14 protein-coding genes are annotated in these 16,589 nt (G+C 38.6%); 7 read left to right on the top strand and 7 right to left on the bottom strand.

Annotation, left to right across the window (positions count from 1 at the left end):
- The first annotated feature begins 32 nt into the window (after positions 1-32).
- A complete protein-coding gene (locus ABWP91_RS02915; RefSeq protein WP_353241949.1) occupies positions 33-2,591 on the top strand; it encodes a fimbria/pilus outer membrane usher protein in 2,559 nt (852 codons plus the stop codon).
- 88 nt (positions 2,592-2,679) lie between these two features.
- Here ABWP91_RS02915 and purT read toward each other — a convergent pair whose 3' ends face one another.
- From purT to ABWP91_RS02900, 3 genes are all read right to left on the bottom strand, one after another.
- Positions 2,680-3,858: a formate-dependent phosphoribosylglycinamide formyltransferase gene (gene purT, locus ABWP91_RS02910; RefSeq protein WP_353241948.1), complete on the bottom strand. Its 1,179-nt coding sequence runs from the start codon at positions 3,856-3,858 to the stop codon at positions 2,680-2,682.
- A 125-nt stretch (positions 3,859-3,983) separates the two neighbouring features.
- Positions 3,984-4,910, bottom strand: coding sequence for an EamA family transporter RarD (gene rarD / locus ABWP91_RS02905; RefSeq protein ID WP_353241947.1), 927 nt, complete (start codon positions 4,908-4,910; stop codon positions 3,984-3,986).
- Between the two features lie 170 nt (positions 4,911-5,080).
- Positions 5,081-6,028, bottom strand: a complete 948-nt coding sequence (locus ABWP91_RS02900; RefSeq protein WP_353241946.1) for a PfkB family carbohydrate kinase — start codon at positions 6,026-6,028, stop codon at positions 5,081-5,083.
- 157 nt (positions 6,029-6,185) lie between these two features.
- Between ABWP91_RS02900 and ABWP91_RS02895 the strand changes: the two genes are divergently transcribed.
- Entirely contained in the window at positions 6,186-7,643 is a 1,458-nt protein-coding gene (locus ABWP91_RS02895; RefSeq protein ID WP_353241945.1) for a glycoside hydrolase family 32 protein, read from the top strand.
- Positions 7,644-7,673: 30 nt separating this feature from the next.
- Here ABWP91_RS02895 and ABWP91_RS02890 read toward each other — a convergent pair whose 3' ends face one another.
- Complete coding sequence (locus ABWP91_RS02890) at positions 7,674-8,669, bottom strand: LacI family DNA-binding transcriptional regulator (protein WP_353241944.1); 996 nt, start codon at positions 8,667-8,669, stop codon at positions 7,674-7,676.
- Between the two features lie 471 nt (positions 8,670-9,140).
- Between ABWP91_RS02890 and ABWP91_RS02885 the strand changes: the two genes are divergently transcribed.
- Entirely contained in the window at positions 9,141-9,770 is a 630-nt protein-coding gene (locus ABWP91_RS02885; protein WP_353241943.1) for a response regulator transcription factor, read from the top strand.
- 557 nt (positions 9,771-10,327) lie between these two features.
- On the opposite strand, the gene ABWP91_RS02880 is transcribed toward ABWP91_RS02885, so the two are convergent.
- From ABWP91_RS02880 to ABWP91_RS02870, 3 genes are all read right to left on the bottom strand, one after another.
- Positions 10,328-10,966 carry a helix-turn-helix domain-containing protein gene (locus ABWP91_RS02880; protein ID WP_353241942.1) on the bottom strand — a complete coding sequence of 213 codons (639 nt, stop codon included), beginning with the start codon at positions 10,964-10,966 and terminating at the stop codon, positions 10,328-10,330.
- A 213-nt stretch (positions 10,967-11,179) separates the two neighbouring features.
- The gene (gene rimO, locus ABWP91_RS02875; RefSeq protein ID WP_353241941.1) at positions 11,180-12,514 is read right to left on the bottom strand and encodes a 30S ribosomal protein S12 methylthiotransferase RimO; all 1,335 of its coding nucleotides are present in this window, start codon (positions 12,512-12,514) and stop codon (positions 11,180-11,182) included.
- Positions 12,515-12,651: 137 nt separating this feature from the next.
- Positions 12,652-13,581, bottom strand: coding sequence for a DUF7916 family protein (locus tag ABWP91_RS02870; protein ID WP_353241940.1), 930 nt, complete (start codon positions 13,579-13,581; stop codon positions 12,652-12,654).
- A 273-nt stretch (positions 13,582-13,854) separates the two neighbouring features.
- Between ABWP91_RS02870 and ABWP91_RS02865 the strand changes: the two genes are divergently transcribed.
- From ABWP91_RS02865 to ABWP91_RS02850, 4 genes are all read left to right on the top strand, one after another.
- Positions 13,855-14,412, top strand: coding sequence for an iron transporter (locus tag ABWP91_RS02865; RefSeq protein ID WP_219246068.1), 558 nt, complete (start codon positions 13,855-13,857; stop codon positions 14,410-14,412).
- A 93-nt stretch (positions 14,413-14,505) separates the two neighbouring features.
- On the top strand, positions 14,506-14,841 hold the full coding sequence (locus ABWP91_RS02860) for a cupredoxin domain-containing protein (protein WP_353241939.1): 336 nt from the start codon (positions 14,506-14,508) through the stop codon (positions 14,839-14,841).
- Positions 14,842-14,852: 11 nt separating this feature from the next.
- A complete protein-coding gene (locus ABWP91_RS02855; protein ID WP_353241938.1) occupies positions 14,853-15,701 on the top strand; it encodes an FTR1 family iron permease in 849 nt (282 codons plus the stop codon).
- The gene (locus ABWP91_RS02850) at positions 15,679-16,581 is read left to right on the top strand and encodes an EfeM/EfeO family lipoprotein (RefSeq protein WP_353241937.1); all 903 of its coding nucleotides are present in this window, start codon (positions 15,679-15,681) and stop codon (positions 16,579-16,581) included. The genes ABWP91_RS02855 and ABWP91_RS02850 overlap by 23 nt, the downstream gene beginning before the upstream one ends.
- The last annotated feature ends 8 nt before the right edge of the window (positions 16,582-16,589 follow it).

Below are 16,589 nucleotides of genomic sequence, written 5' to 3'. Positions count from 1 at the left end.
ACTAAACAAAAAATGGTGATGTTGTGAAAGGGATGAAAATAAAAATAATCGCATTAGAGGTTTTTGCATGTTGCTATGCGATGACGCCATCTTTTGCACATGCCGAATCCTATTTCGACCCAGGCTTATTAATGCATGGTAGCGGGATCGATGTTTCACAAATTGATTTGAATGACTTTGCAGAAAATAACACTTTAACGCCTGGCAATTATGAAGTTGCAGTCAGGGTTAATATGCTTTCTGCAGGTGAGCACGACATTAAGTTTGAAAAGCAGCCTGATGGCAATGTAGTACCAACATTTACTGTTGCTCAATTAAGAACGTTTGGTGTACACACCAGTGTATTACCTAAATTTAAAGCCCTCGCTGATGATGCAGTGATCACTAACCTGTCTGATTATATTACAGATGCGAAGGCCACATTTGACCCACAAATATTAACCATCAACTTGTCAATTCCGCAAATTGCTTTGGTTCCAAACTACTCTGGTTATGTTCCACCTGAACTGCGTGATAATGGTGTGACTGCACTCGTCATGAATTATGTGATGAACTATAACCAAAATCGTCAACTGAGTAAAAATGGTTCAAAAACCTCAACATCAGACTCCTTTTTTGTCAATTTAAACCCAGGTATTAATATTGGTCCATGGCGCTTTAGAACCAATTACTTATATAACCACAATAAAATGAGTAATGGGCCTAGCTCAAGTAACTCTGATTTTTCGAACACAAATGTTTTTCGTACAATTAACGCAATAAAATCAACGTTAAAAGCTGGCGAAATTTCAACAGATGGTAATATATTTGACGCCATACCAATGAAAGGGGCAAGCTTAAAATCAAATCCAAAACTTGACCCTAATAGCATGCAAGGCTTTGCACCACTTGTTGAAGGTTTTGCGAATTCCAATGCGACTGTAACTGTTCGCCAGAATGGTAGTGTTGTATACCAAACGTTTGTGGCTCCAGGACGCTTTGTTATTCGTGATATCCCTGCAAGTGGTTTAGCGGGAGATATGGAAGTCACCATTGAAGAAGAAAATGGTAAACAAACTGTTTTCACACAAGCCTATTCATCACTGCCAATCATGGAGCGTCAAGGCGCTTATAACTATGAAATTGCAGTGGGTCGCTATAATGGTGGGATCTCTGTTGACTCTGCAAAGAAAACATTCACCTTAGGCTCGTTTAGTATTGGTTTACCTCACAATATTACAGCCTACGGGGGTGCATTAGTTGCCAATGGTTATAATTCATTTGTTGGCGGGATTGGTTTATCTCTGGGCGTTTTAGGTGCTTTATCCAGTGACGTTACTCACTCTGATGCACGTTTTTCAAACAAAAACCTGAAAGGTCAATCTTACCGTATCCGTTATTCAAAAAGTATGCTCTCCACAGGAACATCCTTTGACTTAACAGCGTTACGCTTTACGTCTGAAAACTTCTATTCCTTTGCTGACTATAATATTTCAGGCTATGACATTAAAGACGGTTTAGCACCATGGACAGGTTCGAGGGAACGTTATAGTTTCCAAACATCAATTAACCAATCATTTGATTCTTATGGTTCACTTTCACTTAGGGCGGCAAAAAATACATATTGGGGAAGCCAACGCTCTAACACAACTTTAGGCATGAGTTACAATAATAACTTTAAAGGGATCTCTTATAGCCTAGGTTATACCATTGACCGCGTTAAGAATGAGAATAAATCGTGGCCGCAAAACCGTGTTATTTCTTTTGATATCTCCGTACCTATGAGCCTGTTGAGCAACAGTGAAATGGCTCAAGCGATGAGTGCACGTTATGGTGTGACTCATGACAATCACGGTAATACGAGACACCAAGCAGGCCTAACGGGTAATGCCCTAAACAGTAAATTGAGTTATGGTTTATACCAAAACTATGACAACCATAATAATAATTATGGTGGTAGTTTGAATGCAACCTACTCAGCTGATACTTCAACAATGTCAGCAGGTTATAGCTACTCTGACTCAAACCGTTCAATTAACACAGGTATAAGTGGTGGGCTTGTCGCTCACTCCAATGGTATCTCATTATCACCAAATATGGGGGATACTATTGCGATTATTACAGCCGATGGTGCAAGAGGAACCGCTTTATCTTCAGGCGCGAGATTTGACTACTTTGGTAATGCCATTATTCCACAGTTATCGAGTAATGCTTCAAACCAAATCTCAGTTAACGTGAATACATTACCTGATGATGTGACCTTTAAAGATACCTCAATGATGGTATATCCAACTGAAGGCGCGGTCATTAAACGTCAGTTTAAAACAAAAGTCGGTTACCAGGTCATTATTAACCTAAGTCATGAAGGTAAAATGCCGCCATTTGGCGCAATCGCGACGCTGGTTTCTAAAGATAAAAATGATACAGATATCAATACTGGGATTGTAGGCTCTAATAGCCAGCTTTATATGAGTGGATTACCAGACTCAGGCCGCCTTGATATTAAATGGGGTAATAAATCAGGTCAGTGTTCCGTCGATTATAAAGGGCTTGAAGCGATTGCCGTAACAGAAGATTCACCTGTAAGGACATTAAGCGCCATCTGTAAATAAGGTTATCTATAGAATAAATTAATCTTATTTAATATAAACGATACCAAAAAGGGAATAGGAAACTATTCCCTTTTTGCATACTGAAAAACTAACCCGACACCCTCACTGCCGCCGCGGCTTTTTTTGCCATATCCAGCGCTGTTTCAATGGAATCTGCAATCGCGAGAGCAACGCCTAGTCGACGAGTTCCTGCAATTTCAGGTTTTCCAAATAAACGTAATTGAATATCAGAATCTAACGCGTCTTTAACGTTAGAAAACACCACATTTTGACTATGAAGTTCAGGTAAGATAACCGCTGAGGCACTTGGACCATATTGGCGAATTAAGCCAATTGGAAAACCTAAAAATGCACGGACATGTAAGGCAAATTCAGAAATATTTTGCGAAATGAGCGTTACCATTCCTGTATCATGGGGGCGAGGAGAAACTTCATTAAAAATAACGTCATCACCACACACAAATAATTCAACGCCAAACAAGCCGTACCCCCCTAACTCAGAAACGATTTTCGCAGCAATATCTTGCGCCTTTTTCAGCGCTTTTGAGTTCATCACTTGGGGCTGCCAAGATTCACGATAGTCACCTTTTTCTTGACGATGTCCTACAGGGGCACAAAAATGGATCCCATCAACTGCGCTAACCGTTAATAGTGTAATTTCAAAATCAAAGTTGACCATTTTCTCAACAATGACTCGGCCTTGCCCTGTGCGACCGCCCTCTTGGGAATAATTCCACGCTTTTTCTAAATCCGCATTTGAACGAATGATACTCTGCCCTTTTCCCGATGAACTCATGACGGGCTTTACAATGCATGGAAAACCAATTTTTTCGGCAGCTTCAATAAAATCGAGTTTATTTTCTACGAAATAATATTCGGATGTTGGTAAACCCAATGTTTCTGCAGCAAGGCGACGAATTCCTTCTCTATCCATTGTTAAAAAAACAGCTTTTGCAGAAGGGACCACTTTTTGTCCCTGCTCCTCAAGTTCAACTAACATTTTTGTCGCAATGGCTTCAATTTCAGGCACAATAAAATCAGGATTTTCTGTTGCAACTAGCTGTTTTAGAACCTCACCATCAAGCATATTGATAACGTGGCTACGGTGGGCGATGTGCATAGCAGGTGCATTTTCATAGCGGTCTACCGCTATCACTTCAATGCCTAAGCGTTGGCATTCAATGGCAACTTCCTTACCTAACTCCCCCGCGCCCAGTAACATAACTTTCGTTGCTGATGCACAAAGCGCCGTACCTAACTGTTCCATGATTGATGACCTTCTATGCGAAAATAATATGGAAGATTATATACGCAAACGTTTGCCTTTACTATAAACGAAATAGCAAGGTAATGATGAAAAACGTAATGACTTGAAATCAAACAAAATAATTTCTAATTTTGTGGAGTTTCATCTCGCCCAGTAATAAAAGGCTCTTTTCGAGAAAATTTGGCATATTGCTTATGCAGCAACGCCAAAATACAAAATAGCAAGCCAATCCAGATTAATGAAAAACTAATTCCTTTAACCCAATCAAACAGTTCATTGAATAAGAACACGGCGAGTAAAAACTGAATAGTCGGCTCGATATATTGAGCCAAACCAATAACAGTGAGTGATGTACGCTTGATAGCCGCAGTAAAAAACAGTAAAGGAATAATCGTCACAGGAGCGGCTAACATATACAAAGTTCTAAGCTGCCAATCCCCCGTCTCCACTGCGCTTAACCCCTTTGATAACAACCACCAAGTAATCCCCATTGCGATGGGCAATAACCACAATGCTTCTAAAAACAGTGAAGTAATAACATCAAATCGAATAAATTTACGGATCAATCCATATACGGCAAATGCGCTCCCCATCACTAATGCTAAAATAGGTAATTCACCATACTGCCAGATTTGATAACCTACCCCAGCTAAAATAAAAATTACGGCCATTTTTTCTGCAAAAACCAACCTTTCACGCAAAAAAACAACGCCCAGTAAAATAGAGAATAATGGATTGATAAAATAACCTAAACTTGCGGCTAACACTTGCCCATGTGTGAGTGCATAAGTAAATGTGGTCCAAGAAATAGCCATCACGGATGAACTAAAAAGACAAAGAATTATAGACTTTTTATCAGCCAACACTTGTTTCCATATTGTTTTATTTTTAATCACCAAACGAATTAAAAACAGTAATGGAATAGACCAGATAAGGCGCTCTGCAAGGAGTTCTAGCGGTTCAGCTTCAGGAAGTAGTCGATAAAATAAGGGGGTTATTCCCCATAAAATATAGGAAAAAATAGCCAGAGCCACACCTGAACGCAGCAACATAATGTAACCTATAATAAAGTCTAATAAAGTAAAATTTGCCCCACATCATACGCCAATACAGAGAAAATAAAATGATACTAGCACTCATTCTAAAGCTATCTGTTCCAGATTATATGCAAATAAAAAGTAGCGAAATAAATCACATTTTATTTACATATTAATTCTTCACACTAAAAAATCTGCTTTTGATGTAATGGCGGCTGCTGTTGCATAAACTCGCTAATCTCTTCAGACGTTGGCGCTGCCGTAATAGCCCCTTTTTTAGTCGTGGCTAAAGCCCCACACGCTGTTGCCTGGGAGATAATTTTCATCAAATTATCTTTTGTGTTGGTAATACCATACTGGCTAATTGCCGCCAACAAACCAGCCATAAACGCATCACCGGCTCCTGTAGTATCAATGCTATCGACTAAATAAGCACTCACAATCAAATAATGCTCATTCGTCAATACCCTGCATCCTTGAGAGCCTTGCGTCACAACCTTAAGTTGTGCAGGGTAATCACGTAATTTCTCAATGGCTTTATCAAATAAACTTTCCCCCGTTAACCAAAGTAACTCATCATCAGAAAGCTTTAAAATGTCAGCCTGTTTGGCGAAGGTATCCACAACTTGATGCATTTCTTCATGATCATCCCACATTTGTGGACGAATATTTACATCAAAACTTAATCGCCCCCCTGCCTGCTTGATTTGAATTAACCCTTCCGTTAATGATGCACGACATATTGGATGGACAAGCGCCAATGAGCAAAAATGCAAAATATCCTGACCAAACTGAGGTAAATTTTTTGAACTTAAAAATTGATCTGCTGAAGGTGAGACTAAAAAAGTAAACTCACGTTCACCATTTTCGTGTAATGAAACTAATACGGTACTTGTTCGATATTCTTCATCAAACTCCATGGATTGAGTATCGACACCTAGGTCAAATAAGGTTTTTTGCATAAAATGACCAAATGTATCTTCTCCGACCCGACCAATAAACCCACTAGGATGGCCAAGTCTAGCAACACCAACAGCAACATTAACAGGAGCGCCCCCTGCACAAGCTTGGTACTGCATATTTTCTAATGGAATCAAATCAATAACAGCATCGCCCAATGCCCAAATTTTCATATTTTCACCTTTTTATTCTCAATAAAGGAATTTAAGCTAGTAAACCCATCATGTTAACGTTAACATGGAGTATAAAGCGAACGATTAAAAAACGCACGCATTATCTCGCTCCATTTATCCATTTCACATTTGTTGGCCAAAAGGTTAGGGATCCATTATGGAAAAACAGATCAAAAAAGCAAACCAAGTTATTGAAAATAATATAAAAAAATTAAATACTCAGTTTTATCCACACTACCATTTAGCACCTCAGTCAGGGTGGATGAATGATCCTAACGGCCTAATTTATCATCAAGGCCTATACCACGCTTTTTACCAACATCACCCCTACAGTTCAGTATGGGGGCCAATGCACTGGGGTCATGCAACAAGCACTGATATGGTGCACTGGCAACACCAATCGATAGCACTTGCGCCAAGTGAGGAATATGACCGAGATGGCTGCTTTTCGGGGTCTGCCGTCAGTCACGAAGGAAAACTGTATTTATTTTACACAGGTCATATTTGGTTAGCAGAAGAAGGCGACGATAGCCAAATCGAACAATCTCAGTGCTTAGCGGTAAGTGATGATGGTATTCACTTTGTGAAAAAAGGGATTGTTCTCCCTGCACCTAAAGGATATATGCACTTTCGCGATCCAAAAGTATGGCAACAAGATGGCAAATGGTGGATGGTTGTTGGTGCAAGAGATACATTAAATCAAGGGCAAATTCTGCTATTTAGCTCGGTGGATTTACACAATTGGGATCCTAATTTTCAAGTGCTCGCTAAGACAGATGACAGAAATGTCTACATGTGGGAATGCCCTGATTTCTTTTTACTTGATGACCAATTTATTGCTTTATTTTCACCTCAAGGAAAAAAAGCAAAGGATTTCCGATACCGAAACCTCTATCAAAATGGCTACCTTATTGGTCGTTGGTCTCCCAATTCGACTTATGAGATCACCCAGCCCTTTACTGAGTTAGATTTTGGGCAAGATTTTTATGCACCTCAAACTTTTTTAGCAAAAGACGGGCGCCGCATTGCTATCGCTTGGATGGATATGTGGGAAAGTCATATGCCTTCAAATAAACATGGCTGGTCAGGCTGCTTTACATTACCAAGGGAACTTACCCTATCAAAACAAGGGAAAATCATTGCAAAGCCCATTCGTGAATTAAAGGAATTACGACAGCCAGCTGTTCATTTTTCAGAAATTCACCTGCAAAAAAACACCTCACTTTTACTAAATGAACATGCGAGTTGTTGTGAAATTGAATTAATTTGGGACTTAACACAAAGCTCTTATGCTGAAAAATTTGGTTTTTGGATTGGAAATGGACTGCAATTCTACATTGATAACCAAAGCCAACAATTAACATTAATGCGGCACTATCCTGAATATATTATCAGTGACAGTCGTCATGCCCCTTTACCACAAGCCGAACAACTCAAAATTCATGCCTTCATTGATCAATCTTGCCTCGAAATTTTTATCAATGAGGGTGAAATAAATTTTAGTTGCCGCATCTACCCAGAACAACAACAGAGAAAGCTGCAACTGTTTACGATAAACCAGTCAGCGCACTTGAAAGAAGCCACTTATTGGCCTCTGAATAAGGCAATTGAATAAACCGTATTCGCTGAAAAAGTTTCAATATTGCTAAAATGAGCGCCGTTCAAGAAGGTCACAAGCCACATATTGAATATCTTGTTGTTGACGACCTTCTATTATGTGAAGCGCAGCCTGTTGCCCTAATTGATAGTGCGGCAGTACCACTGTGCTCAATGGCGGGTAAAATAAATTACCCACTCCAATCATATTATCATAACCAAGAATGGCGACATCATTTGGAATATGCAGGCCGCGGCTCAATAAAACTTGGTATGCTAAAAATGCAACACGGTCATTTCCGCAAATAATAACGTCAAAATCAGGTTTTTTATTTTGAAAATGAGAACCAATTAACGTAATAACATCCATATAATGCTCATCACCAAGCTCAAGGTGATATTGCATCAAATTTTCTGGCGGTAAATTGGCATTTTTCCAAGCTGCTTCCACGGCTTTACGGCGAGTTTTTCCCGCTAACGTCTCTTGTGGAATATATAAACATAATGGCTTTCGATAACCTTTCTCGATTAAACGCTCCACGGCTTTGTATTGGCCATTAAAATCATCAGGAATATAAGCGGGAAACGATTTATTTGTACCAACACAATTTGCTAGCACTAGCAGGCTTTGATGCAAAGACTCAGGAATAGCAACCTCCCTTAGCCCCATAGTTGTAAAAATAATACCATCAGGGCGTTGAGACAATAACTGCCTAACTGCCCTATCGTTATCTTCCTTTGAAGTAATATTTACGACAAAACTATTCCAACCATATTGCCTAGCGGTTTGCTCTATTGACAAAATAATTTCAACCGAAAAAGGTGTTGTTGCTGTATCTAAAGCTAAGACACCTACTGTCGAAACCTTAGAGTTTTTTCCTCTAATTTTTCGCGCTGAAAAATCAGGGATGTAGTTGAGTGTATTAATTGCCTGTTGAACTTGTTTCAACGTATCTGGTTTTAACAATTCAGGGCTATTAATTGCCCTAGATACTGTCATTAAAGATACATTAGCAAGTCGAGCAACATCTTTTAAAGAAGCCATTAAGTATATTCACTCAGTTAAAATGGTTTATAATAAATTCTACCATGTCACGCACAAAAAGTACCTTAACTTCCCAAAACCACACACAGGTACTATCACTTAATAAAATTGCATAAAATATACTCTCTAGGCTTTTTCTGACTGGCTATTTAAGATATTATTAAGTCAGTTTATAAAAATTTCCATCTGATTTGCGAGCCTGAAAAACTCGCCAAACAAGTAAAAGCACCTAAATTGTTACATTGGATTAATCGATTCTTACGCATTGACACAAACTTTAACCATTGTTTCTATTTTTATATTAAATTTAACTAGATGATACTTTTAATATAAATTAAGGTCAGTAATACATTAATAAAAAGAACAACGTTGTGTAGAGAATATTATTGCTAAATTTATTTTCAGCGATATTTATCTACTTATTTTATCAAATTAATATGAATATCAAATCAGTTCAACAGGAGTATGGTGATGAATAACACCATTCACGTAATCATAGATAGTGATAATGTCTTTAAGAATAAACTGAAATTAATGATGGAATCATTTGGTTTTGTCTTTAGGTTTTATAATAATGAAGATATATTTATTAGTAATTATACTTACCCTTTAGAAAGTAATGTAAAGGAATGTATTTTATTATTTTTAAACAATAACGAAAATCGTATTAGTCGATTAACCAATATAAATAACACTTTTGGTATTGTCCCTTTTATTGTCCTTGCTGAAGAGCCCTCAGTGAGCCTTTGTAGAGAAAGCTTTAAGTCTGGTGCTTATGACTTCTTCCCTTTTCCATTCAAAGAAATTGAAATTCTTAATGCGATCAGTAGTGCCACGGAACAATTCCTAGACTTGCATGAAAGCCACAAGAAATATACCTATCTATCTGACAAATTTGAGCGCTTATCGGTCAGAGAGAGAGAAATAATGGATATGATCTTAGACGGTAATACCAGCAAAGAAACTGCTGAGAAACTTTCGTTATCTCCAAGAACGGTTGAAGTACATCGCTCGAACATCTATACAAAATTAGGTATAAAGTCACTCCCTCAACTTATTCAAGAATACGAATATATTAATACCTATTCAAAAAATATGTAATATATATTATATGTTTTCACAACTTAGTAGTCATTATATCTGATGGTTTAATTTCAAACCGTCAGATACTCATTTCTCATAAAAATATTAACATGTAAGAATTTAGATAAATATAGATTAATGTGCTATCAATTCCACAATACCGTCTTATTTTCATAAATAAAAATAGCTTCAATTACACTATCATCACATAAACCGAACTTAAGTTAATTAATGGTTACAGTTGTAATAATTACACTGCTTATTGACGGTACTAAATAGAGTAATATTGTTTATATCCCCCTCTACAAAATCTTTCTTTCCATGCCTTATTTTTACACCTGTTTTCTTAAACTAAAAAAATAAGGCTGCCATTAACATACTAACAAACAATATTGGAAGATAATGCACTCTCTTTTTCATTGCTCTTTATCTCAATATAGCCACTTGTGGCAGTTATTTGCAGTAAATATTGGTCAGCCTTTTACGCTTCAACTATTTTAAATGGTGTATCAACACCTAAAAATAGACTGAAGCGTTTTTTTTACATTTATCTCGCCAAAAAATACTGAGTTTCACTACTTATATTCTTTGATATTAATGTCATATTGCTTCAGTTTTCGCCACAGCGTTGTTCTTCCCATGTTCAAAATCTGATGCATCTGTTGAATTTTACCTCGACATGTTTTTGCCACCTCAATAATGAGTGCTTTTTCAACAGACTGAATATTCAACTCTGCAATGTTAGGAGCCTGAAACGGTCTGAGTGAAGCGGGTTGCCGATAAGATTGGCATTTCAGTTTTTCACTTGCCTCTCTTCCCAAGGATTGAAGAAGTGCAAGCAAAATGTTGCTATTTATCTGAGCGGTTGATAAAGCTAAAATTAACTGCAATTCGCCAAATTGTGAATATATTGGCGCTAAATAATAAAATTTACCATGTAATTCAATGGGGCTAGCAAAAAGCCGCTCCTGAGCGTTTTGGCTCATTTCTCCCAATAGTAGGTCAGCTATTTCAAAATCATCTTGTGACTTTTCACTTAACCATAATGTTTCCCCCTGAGAACTCAGTAAAGCAACATCGGCGTTAAGTTCATGAAGTGTAGATAATCCTGATAAAACGGTATCACGAACTAACGACAGTAGAAGCGTATTGTCATCGAAATAAACTGTATTTTCTTTTGTTGGTGTAGTTGTAAATAATAAATGAGCCGACATAGTTATCCTTATTCTTCGATAAGAGTTATCTGATTATGTCAACTTGCCATTTAATTTTTATATTCTAGATCAAGTTATTATTTGATAGATTTTTTGTGATTGATCTACGTCAATTTTTGGCACAAAAACAAGGAATGATTTCAAAATGAAACCAAAAAAGCCTACTTATTAGACAATAAGTAGGCTTTAAAAGATACAAACAATCTCTATTTATTATTCAGTAATGATTGTGCCCCACAGGTCATACTCATCTGCGTGCTCAACAAGCACTTTAACGATATCCCCTGCTTTTACATCAAATTCACCGTTTAAATACACCATTCCATCAATTTCAGGTGCATCAGCCATACTACGGCCAACAGCGCCTTCATCATCAACCTCATCAATAATCACTCGAATTTCACGACCAATCTTATCTTGCAGCCGCTGTGTTGAAATTTGTTGCTGTAATTGCATAAAGCGATGATAACGCTCTTCTTTGACGTCTTCTGGAACTTGATCTGCAAGCTCATTAGCTTTTGCACCTTCCACTGGACTGTATTTAAAGCAGCCTACACGGTCCAATTTCGCCTCAGTTAAAAAATCGAGCAGCATTTGGAAGTCTTCTTCTGTTTCCCCTGGAAAGCCCACAATAAAGGTAGAACGCAGTGTTAACTCAGGGCAAATTTCACGCCAACGCTTAATACGCTCCAAGGTTCTTTCTACTGCCCCAGGACGCTTCATCAGTTTTAAAATTTTTGGACTTGCGTGCTGCAAAGGAATATCTAAATAAGGTAAAACCTTACCTTCTGCCATAAGTGGAATAACATCATCCACATGCGGATAAGGGTAGACATAATGTAAACGCACCCAAACCCCCATAGAAGCGAGTTGCTCACATAAACCAACCATGCTTGTTTTTACTGGCTGACCATCCCAAAAACCTGTGCGATGCTTAACGTCTACACCATAAGCAGAGGTATCTTGTGAAATAACCAAGAGTTCCTTCACGCCAGAAGCCACTAAACGTTTCGCTTCATTTAACACATCGCCGATTGGGCGACTATCCAAATCACCCCGCATCGAAGGGATAATGCAGAAGGTACAACGGTGGTTACAACCCTCTGATATTTTTAAATAAGCGTAATGTTTTGGTGTTAACTTAACGCCTTGTTCAGGCACTAAACTAAAGAATGGGTCATGTTCAGGTTTTGGAACATAATGATGAACATGACTTAACACTTGCTCATAACTGTGTGGCCCCGTAATTTCCAAAACTTTCGGATGAACTTCCCGAATTTGATTTTCTTTTGCACCAAGACATCCTGTCACAATGACTTTACCGTTTTCGTTTAACGCTTCGCCAATCGCTTCTAACGATTCTTGTACCGCGCTATCGATAAAACCACAGGTGTTTACAATGACCAAATCAGCATCATCGTAGCTTGGAACAACTTGATAACCATCAGTACGTAGCTCAGTCAAGATACGTTCTGAGTCCACCAAGTTTTTCGGGCAGCCGAGTGAAACGAAGCCAATTTTTGGCACCGGATTAGTATTTTGCGACATAACTCACTTCTTTTATTGTTTTAAAAAATGGGCGAAATTTTACCTGAAGAATTGGGGGAATTGTATAAATTTTTGTCGATAAAAATGATTTTCCGAGCAAAAAAACAGGCTTTCAATTGCTCGGAAATAAAAAGGATTTAGCGGTTAATTGAACGTGCAATTCGTGCGTAAGTATGGCGTACACCGCGGATAACGATGCCATAATTCAAAATATTTTCAGGTAAAGCAATTCCGTTATACCCAGAGTCACCAATATGATGCAAATCCGTCCCTGCCATTTTGCACATCAGGGCAATTTGGCGGATAGTCTGTACATCCGCACCTTCTTGTGAAGTGCCAATTGCCGTCATTGTCATCACCCCTTGGGAGTGGCAATAACTCACCATTTTTTGGACAAACTCCAACGAAATTCCAGGAACTGTTCCTGGCGCTGGTAACAAAATAATATCTGCGCCACTGGCAATAAATGCTCGAATATCATCCTCAGTGATAAGCTGCTCCGCCGAGGCATTTAACACACCTGCAGCATGCATTTTTCCTGTCATTAAAATGACATCATTACCTACAACTGCTTTTAATTCTTTCAAACTTTGATTAATTTCTTGGTTGGTTACACCATTGCCTGGATTCCCCGTCAGAACAATAATATCGACACCCATTTCTTTTAATTTCATCGCATTTTTGACAGTCGCTAAACGCCCTTCAGACATTTTCCACTGCGCATCTTGCGTTGGGTTATTAAACCCTGCGGGTACGGGCTCTAAATTAACGCCTATAGCTCGCCCCGTTAAATGTTTCAATGTGCGGATAATCTCTTCAGGCGCAATACCTGCAGGCAAACCTTGCATAATTGGTTGATTAACATCGAAAACATTTAGCAGTAAAATATCCGCACCTTGGCTTGCTGCAAGTTCTGCATTCGTTATCGTCATTAACACAGGCTGGATAGTACCGATGGTTTCAGAAACAAGTAATCGCCCTTCGCTGGCTTTTATGGCTTCCAACAGACTCTTTTTGCTTAAATTTGCAATCTCTGAGGCTGAACAATCAAGATAACGTTTTTGCATTTGCAGTACCTTTATTTATCAACAGGTGTCTCAGTAAAATAATTTTCTTTAATGGAATATATCATGTCATAAATAATAAACCGCTTCACAGTGCACATTCTGTGCAAAGTTATTTTTTAAAAAATAATAACTTTATCTAACATCTAGATTTTTATCAAAAAACAACCATTTCGTACATTTAAAGAACCATTTATCGGAAATACCCACTTGTAATCATACAATAGTAATGATTATCATTACGACTCTAACTTAAATAATGGTAAGGACGTAATAATGAAACTCGCCTACAAAGCTGCTGTTTCGGGTCTCGCGTTGTTTTCAATTTCTGCATTTGCCCAAGAATATCCGCTTGGTCATCCAGTCATTAAAAACGGAATGGAAATCCAAGGTGTCTATTTACAACCCATTACAATGGATACTGAAGAAGGGCATCACAAAATGGCCCACTTAGCGGCAGACAAAGCCGACGTCCACTTAGAAGCTGACATCCACGCGGTAGAAGATAATCCAAATGGCTTTGCTGAAGGTGATTGGATCCCTTACCTCACTATCGAATACTCCGTAACGAAACTGGGTGATAAACCGCAAACTCAAACTGGTACGTTCATGCCAATGGTTGCCAGTGATGGCCCTCACTATGGTGAAAATATCAAGCTAGATGGCAATGGTAAATATCGAGTGACCTATAAAATTTACCCACCTTCACACAACAAAGATGTGGCCTTTGGTCGCCATATTGATAAAGAAACGGGTGTAGCACCTTGGTTTCAACCGTTTGAAGTTTCTTGGGATTTTGACTACGCAGGCGTAGGCCGTAAAGGAAGCTACTAGTTTTATCTAAAGTGAGCTAAGGGCTTTATAGGAACACTCATCCTCTATAAGCCCTTTTTCTGTTTGCGCTAATAATGGAATACCTAAGCCAAAATGAAAACACTACTGAGCATTTTACTGGTTATTGCCTGCTCTTTATTACCTCAATCTGTTTTTGCGGCAGAAAAATACACCGTTGAATTAGAAATGAAAAATGGTGATTTAATTCCACGCGTACTTGAAGTCCCCGCTAAAACAATCATTAGAATTAAAATTACCAATACAGGAACAGAACCCGCAGAGTTTGAGAGCATTCAATTACGTAAAGAAAAAGTGTTAGCGCCGGGAGCAAGCTCTGTTGTTGTCATTGCACCACTCAAACCGGGGACCTATACCTTCTTTGATGATTTCCATCTTTCGAGCCCTAAAGGCGAAATTGTAGCTAAATAGAAGAGTTAAATATGGGACAAGTTCTGTTTGTTGTCTGGCGAGAAAGCTTTGAGGCTCTACTGGTTATCGGGATTATCTATGCGTGGATAAAACGCCACCCAGATGCCCGTAATGGCATGAAATTCCTGTGGGGTGGTGTTGCCCTTGGTGTTATCACCTCTATCTTACTCGCCTTACTTATTTATGGCGTGTTTAATGTTCTTGATGATACAGGCCAATCATTATTCATGATCTTCATGGAATTACTCGCCTGTATTTTAATTGTCCAAATGGTGTATTGGATGAATAAACACGGCAGCTCGATGAAATCAGAAATAGAGTCGGGTATTAACCGTAATGCTGCACATCATAATTGGTGGGGAGCCGCACTGATCATTGCCATTGCCATCGCTCGCGAAGGAAGCGAAATCGTGGTGTTCCTCTCCAGCTTTATCATGTCGCTAACATCAGCAAATGCCTCAGCATTTTTTGTCGAAGTGGGGGGCGGAATTGCCATTGCAGGCTTAACGTTATATATCTTCCTTCTTACCAACCGCCTTATTTCATGGGCAATTTTCTTCCGAGTGACTGGCGTCATCCTATTATTTTTAGCCCTCTCCTTGCTACTCAAAGGCGTGGAAGAAAGCGCTAACTTATTAATTGAATATGATTATTCAATTCCTGAATTTTTAATTTATCCTGCATGGGATACCACTGCCTTACTTGATGACTCAAGTATTGCAGGGAACTTTATTTCATCTTTCTTCGCTTATCGGTCTCAGCCTATTTGGTTGAGTGTGATCACGTTCACTCTTTATTGGTTAATCGTTATTCCATTATTTGCACGGAGCAAAAAACATGCACAGCTCGCTAAGGCATAATACAAGATGGATTTTTTTTAGTTTAATACTTGCCATTACCTTGCCTACTACGGTTCAAGGTAAGGCACTACGTTCTCCTGTGCAAACAGGGGATGATATTATTATCGCCAAGGGTGATATCCCTACCCCTGAAAAATACCAAACGAGTATCCAAACTTATCTGAATTTTGCTAATGCGAAATTGGCTGAAATGGTTACAGAGTTAGACCTGTTACAACAATCCCTGAAGAAAGGTGATTTAGCCAAAGCGCAAACCGCCTATATTGCGGCCCACCAGCATTATGAGACAATCCGCCCGATTATTGTGCTATTCGGTAATACCGATAGAACCATTAATCCACGCGCTGACTATTTCCTTGATAAAGAAAAAGATTACCGTTTCACGGGCTTCCATCTCGTTGAATATCAATTATTTGACCAAAAATCTGTCCAGCAAGCGCTTGCCCCTGCCGAAGAGTTATTATTGAAAGGACGTGACTTACAAAAGCGAGTTATGACCGAAACCATTGAAATTCCTAAATTGGTTCAAGCCTCTGCTGATTTTGTGGAAATGATCATTGAAACAAAGTTAGACGGCAAAGAAAATATCTACAGTTTGTCGGATTTAACCGATATTGCAGCGAACCTCAAAGGCTCTCAAGAAATCATTGAAATCATTAGCCCTTTTATTGAGCCTAAAACCTTAGACCAAATAAAAGAAAATGACCAAAAAATGAATAAGATTGTGCAGGCCTATCAAGTTTCAAATGGCCTATATCAGCCTTATAGCCAATTACAACAAAAAGACAAAATGGCGCTCTATTCCTTATTAACTCAACAAGCTGAAATCTTAGCAACATTAAGAGCTCAGCTCGATGTTGATGTTTACTATAAATATTAAGGCATAAA

Origin of the sequence: Providencia sp. (assembly GCF_040396775.1) — a bacterium.
Classification (GTDB): Bacteria; Pseudomonadota; Gammaproteobacteria; order Enterobacterales; family Enterobacteriaceae; genus Providencia.
Note: the sequence above shows the minus strand (reverse complement) of the source record. Positions and strands in the feature narration are given on the sequence as shown.